At 71.1% G+C, this 7,055-nt stretch carries 6 protein-coding genes and 1 pseudogene; 4 read left to right on the top strand and 3 right to left on the bottom strand.

Features of this window, described 5'->3' with window-relative positions; genetic code table 11:
- Window positions 1-84, bottom strand: a pseudogene (locus ABTX18_RS28100) (electron transfer flavoprotein subunit beta); the annotation flags it as partial.
- A 111-nt stretch (window positions 85-195) separates the two neighbouring features.
- On the opposite strand from ABTX18_RS28100, the gene ABTX18_RS28095 reads away from it, so the two are divergent.
- The 4 genes from ABTX18_RS28095 to ABTX18_RS28080 all read left to right on the top strand — a co-directional run bounded on the left by ABTX18_RS28095 (window position 196) and on the right by ABTX18_RS28080 (window position 5,082).
- Entirely contained in the window at window positions 196-918 is a 723-nt protein-coding gene (locus ABTX18_RS28095) for a TetR family transcriptional regulator (RefSeq protein ID WP_352125550.1), read from the top strand.
- A 125-nt stretch (window positions 919-1,043) separates the two neighbouring features.
- The gene (locus ABTX18_RS28090; protein ID WP_352125549.1) at window positions 1,044-1,445 is read left to right on the top strand and encodes a Zn-ribbon domain-containing OB-fold protein; all 402 of its coding nucleotides are present in this window, start codon (window positions 1,044-1,046) and stop codon (window positions 1,443-1,445) included.
- 245 nt (window positions 1,446-1,690) lie between these two features.
- The gene (locus ABTX18_RS28085; RefSeq protein WP_352125548.1) at window positions 1,691-4,402 is read left to right on the top strand and encodes a cellulose binding domain-containing protein; all 2,712 of its coding nucleotides are present in this window, start codon (window positions 1,691-1,693) and stop codon (window positions 4,400-4,402) included.
- A gap of 128 nt (window positions 4,403-4,530) precedes the next feature.
- Entirely contained in the window at window positions 4,531-5,082 is a 552-nt protein-coding gene (locus ABTX18_RS28080; RefSeq protein ID WP_352125547.1) for a hypothetical protein, read from the top strand.
- Here the strand turns inward: ABTX18_RS28080 and ABTX18_RS28075 are convergent.
- Window positions 5,064-5,969: an acyl-CoA thioester hydrolase/BAAT C-terminal domain-containing protein gene (locus tag ABTX18_RS28075; protein ID WP_352125546.1), complete on the bottom strand. Its 906-nt coding sequence runs from the start codon at window positions 5,967-5,969 to the stop codon at window positions 5,064-5,066. The genes ABTX18_RS28080 and ABTX18_RS28075 overlap by 19 nt on opposite strands.
- Before the next feature lie 7 nt (window positions 5,970-5,976).
- On the bottom strand, window positions 5,977-6,873 hold the full coding sequence (locus ABTX18_RS28070) for an SIS domain-containing protein (protein WP_352125545.1): 897 nt from the start codon (window positions 6,871-6,873) through the stop codon (window positions 5,977-5,979).
- Window positions 6,874-7,055 lie beyond the last annotated feature (182 nt).

Below are 7,055 nucleotides of genomic sequence, written 5' to 3'. Positions count from 1 at the left end.
ATCCAACGTCAGGTCATCGGCGAAATGCCGGTCACCGGTCGCGTCGGGCACGTACTTCACACAGACAACGATCCTCAAGCTCACGCCGGCTCTCCCTGTACTTCGTCGAGTCTCTGCCGTCACCATATGGTACCCAGTACCCTTCGTAAAGGTACCCAGTGTCGGATATGAGTTTCCGGTGTTACGTTCTCCGGCATGACCGATGACCGCGGACCGGCCAAGAAGCCCCCGATGCGTGACGTGCTCGCCGAGGCGGCGTTCGCGCTCTTCATGGAGCGCGGGTTCGAGCGGACCACGGTGGACGACATCGTCGCCAGTGCGGGGGTGGGGCGGCGGTCGTTCTTCCGCTACTTCCCCTCGAAGGAGGACGCGGTCTTCCCCGATCACGAGCGGTGCCTCGCGGACATGACCGCGTTCCTGGACGCCGCCGGGGACGGCGATCCGGTGGAGGCGGTGTGCGAGGCGGCCCGCATCGTGCTGCGGATGTACGCGGAGAAGCCGGAGTTCTCCGTGCAGCGCTACCGGCTCACCCGGGAGGTGCCCGGTCTGCGCACCTATGAACTCTCCGTCGTGCGACGCTACGAGCGGACCATGGCCGGGTATCTGGAGCGCCGCTGGGCCGGCGCCCCCGACGCGGCTCTGCGGGCCGAGGTGATCGCCGCATCGGTGGTCGCGGCCCACAACAACGGGCTGCGGTCCTGGCTGCGTTCGGGCGGCCGGGGCGATGCCGGCGCCGAGGTCGACCGGGCGCTCGAACTGGTCCGGTCCGTATGGGCACCGGCGGCCGAGCGGCCGCCCGCGCCCGCCGCCGATGACGAGGTGATCGTGATGATCGCGCCGAAGGGGGCCCCGATGTGGCGCGTCGTGCAGCGCATCGAATCGGCCCTCGGTGAAGAACCCGGCACCACTGAGAGGTAGTTCACTCACTGGTCCGACAATCACCGGCACTCAGTACCTTTACTTCATGGAACTAAGTGCCATACCGTGCCGGAGTGGCGTCGCCGCAGGTGCGGCGCACCCCAGTCGAGCGCGGGAGGCCGAACGTGTTCATCACCGGAATCGACGTGGAGCCCACGGCTCGCGACGCGGCGGAGCCGCACATCACGGAGGGTCTGATCTACCAGGTGTGCCGGTGGTGCGGCACCGCGTCCTTCCGCAAACTTCTCTGCCCCGCCTGCGCGTCGAGCGATCTGGAGTCGGAGCGGAGCGACGGCCACGGTGTCGTCGTGCGGTCCAGTGTCGTGAACCGCTACTCGCGGGTCATGCGCAACGAGTCCCTGGTGCGCTTCCCCGAAGGATTCGTGTACCGGTGCCGCATCGTGGGCGCGGCGCCGCACCTGGTCAGCGTCGGGGACCGGGTCCGGCCCGTCGGCGGCATGACGTCCGAGGCGGGCGAAGTGGTGCTCGAGCTCTGCGACCCGCCGGGGATGGGCGACTGGTACTGACGCCTGGAGTGTGGCGGAGCGGGGCGGCCGGACCGGCCACCCCGCTCCGGCGTTACGGGTGAATTGCAGGGCGCTGCCGCAATGGTGACGGTCAGTCGGGTCCAAGTCATCCGATGAACTCCGCGTACCACCCTTCTCCCGGAGGGTTCGCGCCGCTACCATCGGGACGCGAATGGGAGCGCTCCCACATCCGCACCCGCCCTGTGCCGCCACTGTCGGCGGTCTCGTTCGGAGAGGACGTTTCCGTGCGCTCAAGCGCTAGACCCCTTGCCGCCCTCCTGGCAGCACTCACCCTCACCGCCGGTCTTTTCGCCACCGGCGCCCCCGCATCGGCGCGAGCCATCGACGCCGCCCCGGCCCCCCAGGCATCCGATGTGTCCCTGGCGGCGGACACGTACGACTGGAACAACGTCCGCATCGACGGCGGTGGTTTCGTCCCCGGGATCGTCTTCAACCGGTCGGAGAAGAACCTCGCGTACGCGCGCACCGACATCGGCGGCGCCTACCGCTGGGACCAGGCCGGCAAGCAGTGGACCCCGCTGCTCGACTGGGTGGACTGGGACCACTGGGGCTGGTCGGGCGTGGTGAGCCTCGCCTCGGACTCGGCCGACCCGGACAACGTGTACGCCGCCGTGGGCACGTACACCAACAGCTGGGACCCGGGCAACGGCGCGGTCCTGCGCTCCTCGGACCGGGGCGCCAGCTGGAAGGCCACCACCCTGCCCTTCAAGCTCGGCGGGAACATGCCGGGCCGCGGCATGGGTGAGCGCCTCGCGGTCGACCCGAACAAGAACTCCGTGCTGTACCTGGGCGCGCCCAGCGGCAAGGGCCTGTGGCGCTCCACCGACTCGGGCGTGACCTGGTCGCAGGTGACGGCCTTCCCGAACCCGGGCAACTACGCCCAGGACCCGACCGACACCAGCGGCTACGGCAATGACAACCAGGGCATCGTCTGGGTGACCTTCGACGAGCGCACCGGCAGCGCGGGCAACGCCACCCGGGACATCTACGTCGGCGTCGCCGACAAGGACAACACCGTCTACCGCTCCACCGACGGCGGTGCCAGCTGGTCGCGGATCGCCGGCCAGCCGACCGGATACCTGGCCCACAAGGGCGTGCTGGACTCGGCGAACGGCTATCTGTACCTCACGCTGAGCGACACCGGCGGGCCGTACGACGGCGGCAAGGGACGGATCTGGCGCTACACCACCGCGACCGGTGCGTGGAAGGACGTCAGCCCGGTCGCCGAGGCGGACACGTACTACGGATTCAGCGGGCTTTCCGTGGACCGGCAGCAGCCCGGCACCCTGATGGCGACCGCATACAGCTCCTGGTGGCCGGACACCCAGATCTTCCGCTCCACGGACAGTGGAGCGAGCTGGACCAAGGCCTGGGACTACAGCAGTTACCCGACCCGCACCAACCGCTTCACCCAGGACGTCTCGTCCGTGCCCTGGCTGACCTGGGGTGCCAACCCGACGCCGCCGGAGACCTCGCCCAAGCTGGGCTGGATGACGGAGGCGCTGGAGATCGATCCGTTCGACTCGAACCGGATGATGTATGGCACCGGCGCCACGGTCTACGGCACCGAGAACCTCAAGAACTGGGACTCCGGCAGCCAGTTCAAGATCACCCCGATGGTGAAGGGCCTTGAGGAGACGGCCGTCAACGACCTGGCGAGCCCGCCGTCCGGTGCCCCGCTGCTCAGCGCGCTCGGTGACATCGGAGGCTTCCGGCACACCGATCTCGACGCCGTGCCGGGCATGATGTTCACCTCGCCCAACCTCACCTCGACCACCAGCCTCGACTTCGCGGAGGCCGCCCCCAACACGGTCGTACGGGTCGGCAGCGCCGACGCCGCCCCGCACATCGGTTTCTCCACGGACAACGGGGCGAACTGGTTCCAGGGCTCCGAGCCCTCCGGGGTCACGGGCGGCGGCACGGTCGCGGCCGCGGCCGACGGCAGCGGATTCGTGTGGAGCCCGGAGGGCGCGGGCGTGTACCGCACCACCGGCTACGGGAGTTCGTGGTCGGCGTCCACGGGGATACCGGCCGGGGCGACCGTCGAGTCCGACCGGAAGAACCCGAAGAAGTTCTACGGGTACAAGGCCGGCACCTTCTACGTCTCGACCGACGGCGGCGCCACCTTCACCGCGAAGGCGTCGAGCGGTCTGCCCACCGAGGGCAACGTCCGCTTCAAGGCGGTACCGGGCATCGAGGGCGACGTCTGGCTCGCCGGCGGCAGTGCGACCGGCGCCTACGGGCTCTGGCACTCCACCGACTCGGGCGCGACGTTCACCAAGCTGTCGGGGATCCAGCAGGCGGACTCGGTCGGCTTCGGCAAGGCGGCCGCGGGGGCCTCGTACCAGACGCTCTTCGCCACGGCGAAGATCGGCGGCGTGCGCGGTGTCTTCCGTTCCACGGACGCGGGCACGACCTGGACGCGGATCAACGACGACGCGCACCAGTGGGGCTGGATCGGCGCCTCGATCACGGGTGACCCGAGGGTCTACGGCCGGGTGTACGTCTCGACCAACGGGCGCGGCATCATGTACGGCGACTCGTCGGACGGTGACGGCGGCGGTACGGACCCGGGCACCGATCCCGGTACGGACCCGGGGAACCCGCCGGGGAGCAGGGCCTGTTCGGTGACGTACAAGGTCACCAACCAGTGGTCCGGCGGCTTCCAGGCCGATGTGACGCTCACCAACACCGGGACCGCGGCCCTGGACGGCTGGCAGCTCGGCTGGACGTTCGCGGACGGCCAGAAGGTCGGCCAGATGTGGAACGCCACCCCCACGCAGACCGGCGCGAAGGTGACGGCCGCCAACGTGGGGTGGAACGGCAAGGTCGCGCCGGGCGCCTCCGTGGGCTTCGGATTCACCGGCACCCTGGCGGGGGGTAACGCCGCTCCGGCCGCGTTCGCCCTGGGCGACAAGGCCTGCTCCACCGGCTGACCAAGGGCCGGGGGAAGGGGGGAGGGGTGGGCCGAGCGAGTGGGCCCGCCCCTGCCGGGCCGGGTCACCGGCCCGGCGAACGGCGGCCTCACTGGCCCCGTACAGGTTCGTCGGCCATACTGCCCGCCGTGGAGCAGCGCATAGATCCCAACACTCAGCCCGCGTACGCCGCAGGGACAGACCCGGCGTACATCCCTGGTCTCACGGCCCCCAAAACCGCCGCGAAGGCGGACGAGGACCCGGAACAGACCGAGGACCCCGCACCCGAGGACGCCGCACCCGAGACTGCGGCGCCCGACGGCGAGCCCGTTGCCGGGACGGCGGCGGACGACGAGGAGGACGAGAACGAGCAGGTGGACGCGGCGGACGGCCCCGCGTCCGACGACGACGGAACAGCGGACGGCCCGTCGTTCGAGGTGAGCGACCGGCGCGGTTCGATCTCCGCCGACCGCACGGGGATCCGGTTCACGCTGGACGACCAGGAGGCCGACTTCCACTGGGACGAGGTCGGCGCCGTGGAACTGAAGCCGGCCCGGTTCGGCCGCCGGTTCACGGTCACGGTCCACATGTCGACCCGGCGCTGGTTCAACGCCGAGGTCGAGGCGCCCGCCCGGAGCGACCTCAAGGGGTGGACGGAGGGCTTCGACGCGGTCCTGGACGCCTACTTCGAGGAGTCCTGAGGCTGCGTGACGCGACCCGCGCCGCGCAGCGCGTCGAGCAGGTGCGGCCAGGCGTCCGCCCCGAGCGCGGCGTCGGCGGCGGGTGAACCTCCGTACCGGAAACGGCCGGACGGCGCGGCGGGGCCCTCGCCGGGCAGCCGGGGGCGGTGCCCGGCGTCGGCGCGGGTGATCAGGCGTACGGGGAGGCCGGCCGCCCTGCGACGGGCGGCCAGTTCTCCGGCGAACCGCAGGGAGGGCCACATCAGGTCGGCGCCGCCCGCCACCAGTACGAGGTCGCCTGCGCCGCCGACCGGGACGGCCGCGGCCGGGACGCGGTCGGCGAAGGCCAGCAGGCTCTGCTCGTACCAGCGGAGAATTGAGACGGGCCCGCCCTCCGGTTCGGCGGGCGTCCAGGTTGAGTCGTAGGGCAGGAAGGGCAGGGGCTTGTCCCGCCAGGTCCATGACGACCGATGAGGGTGCAGGGAGCCGTCGCGGCCCGGGCCCACGTTCGCCCAGGTCACCGAGGTGGGCGAGAGGGCCACGACGGCATGGACGCCCTCATGGAGACCGGCCAGGTGCAGGGCGGCCTCGGCGCCCTTGGATGTGCCCAGGACACCGATGCGCCGCGCCCCGGCCGTACGCAGCCACTCGACCGCGGACACGAGGGTCTCCAGCGGGACTTCGCAGATGCCCGGTGGCTGCCCCGGGCCGCCGAACCATCTGACCGACAGGGCGGTCATCCCCTCCCGGGCCAGCAGCCGGCACCGGGCCTCCTCGACGCGGCCGCTGGAGCCGGAGAGGACGAGCACACCGACGCCGCTGCCGTGCACGGGGGCGGCGAGGAAACCCGTCCAGGCGTCCGCGCCTGCATCCGGGCCGGCGTGCACCGTGCGTTCCGCGATCTGCATGTCCCGTTCAGTATCGGGCTCGGGCCTCCGCCAGGACCACCGAACGGGTCAGGTGGCGCGGGCTGTCCGGGTCCAGGCCACGGGCCGCGGCGCGGGCGATGGCCAGCCGCTGGACGCGGACCAGTTCGGCCAGCGGGTCCAGGCCGCTCTCCACCCAGCGGGCGCCGGTGGCGAGGACCTGCTCGCGCAGGCCCTCGGGGGCGGCGCCGAACGTCCAGGTCGCGGTGCCCGTGGTGGCGATGCTGATGGGGCCGTGGCGGTACTCCATCGAGGCGTACGCCTCCGTCCAGGACAGCGAGGCCTCCTTCATCTTCAGTGCGGCCTCGTTGGCCAGACCGGCCGTCCAGCCGCGGCCGAGGAAGGTGAACTGCGTGCAGTCCACCAGCCCTTCGGGCAGCGGTTCGGCCAGCGCGGTCTCCGCGTCACGGACCACGGCGTCGGTGTGCAGGCCGAGGTGGGCGCGCAGAAGCGTCAGCAGGGTGGTGGCGAACCGGGTCTGCACGACGGACTGCTCGTCCGCGAAGTCGAGGACCACGACGGCGTCGGCGGACGTCATCACCGGGGTGTCCGGGTCGGCCGTGATGGCGACCGTGGGGGTGGTCCCGCGCAGCCGGCCGAGCAGGGCGAGCACCTCGGTCGTGGTGCCGGAGCGGGTGAGGGCGACGACGCGGTCGTAGCGGCGGCGGGCGGGGAACTCGGATGCGGCGAAGGCGTCGGACTCGCCCTGTCCGGACTCCTCACGGAGCGCGGCGTAGGCCTGAGCCATGTAGAACGAGGTGCCGCAGCCGACAACGGCGATGCGCTCCCCGGGGGCCGGCAGTGCGGCGGCGTGGCTCGGAGCGAGGTCCGCGGCGCGGCGCCAGCAGTCCGGCTGGCTGGCTGTCTCGATCTCGACAAAGGACACTTTTACACTCCGAACTGAGGGTGGGATGCTCGTTTGCGCACGTTACTCGTGTTGAGCGAGCATGTTCAAGCATTCGCCGTGCAGTTGGCTTGACTCGGCGGGGCCTTGTGCGACGCTTGCGCGTGCCCGGTGATCGCACCCAAGAGGATGGGTGCTCGCAGGCCGGGCCCGTAAGGAGAGTT

This window comes from Streptomyces sp. NPDC096323 (assembly GCF_040302845.1).
Taxonomy (GTDB): Bacteria; Actinomycetota; Actinomycetes; order Streptomycetales; family Streptomycetaceae; genus Streptomyces.
This window is presented reverse-complemented; position numbering and strand designations above follow the sequence as displayed.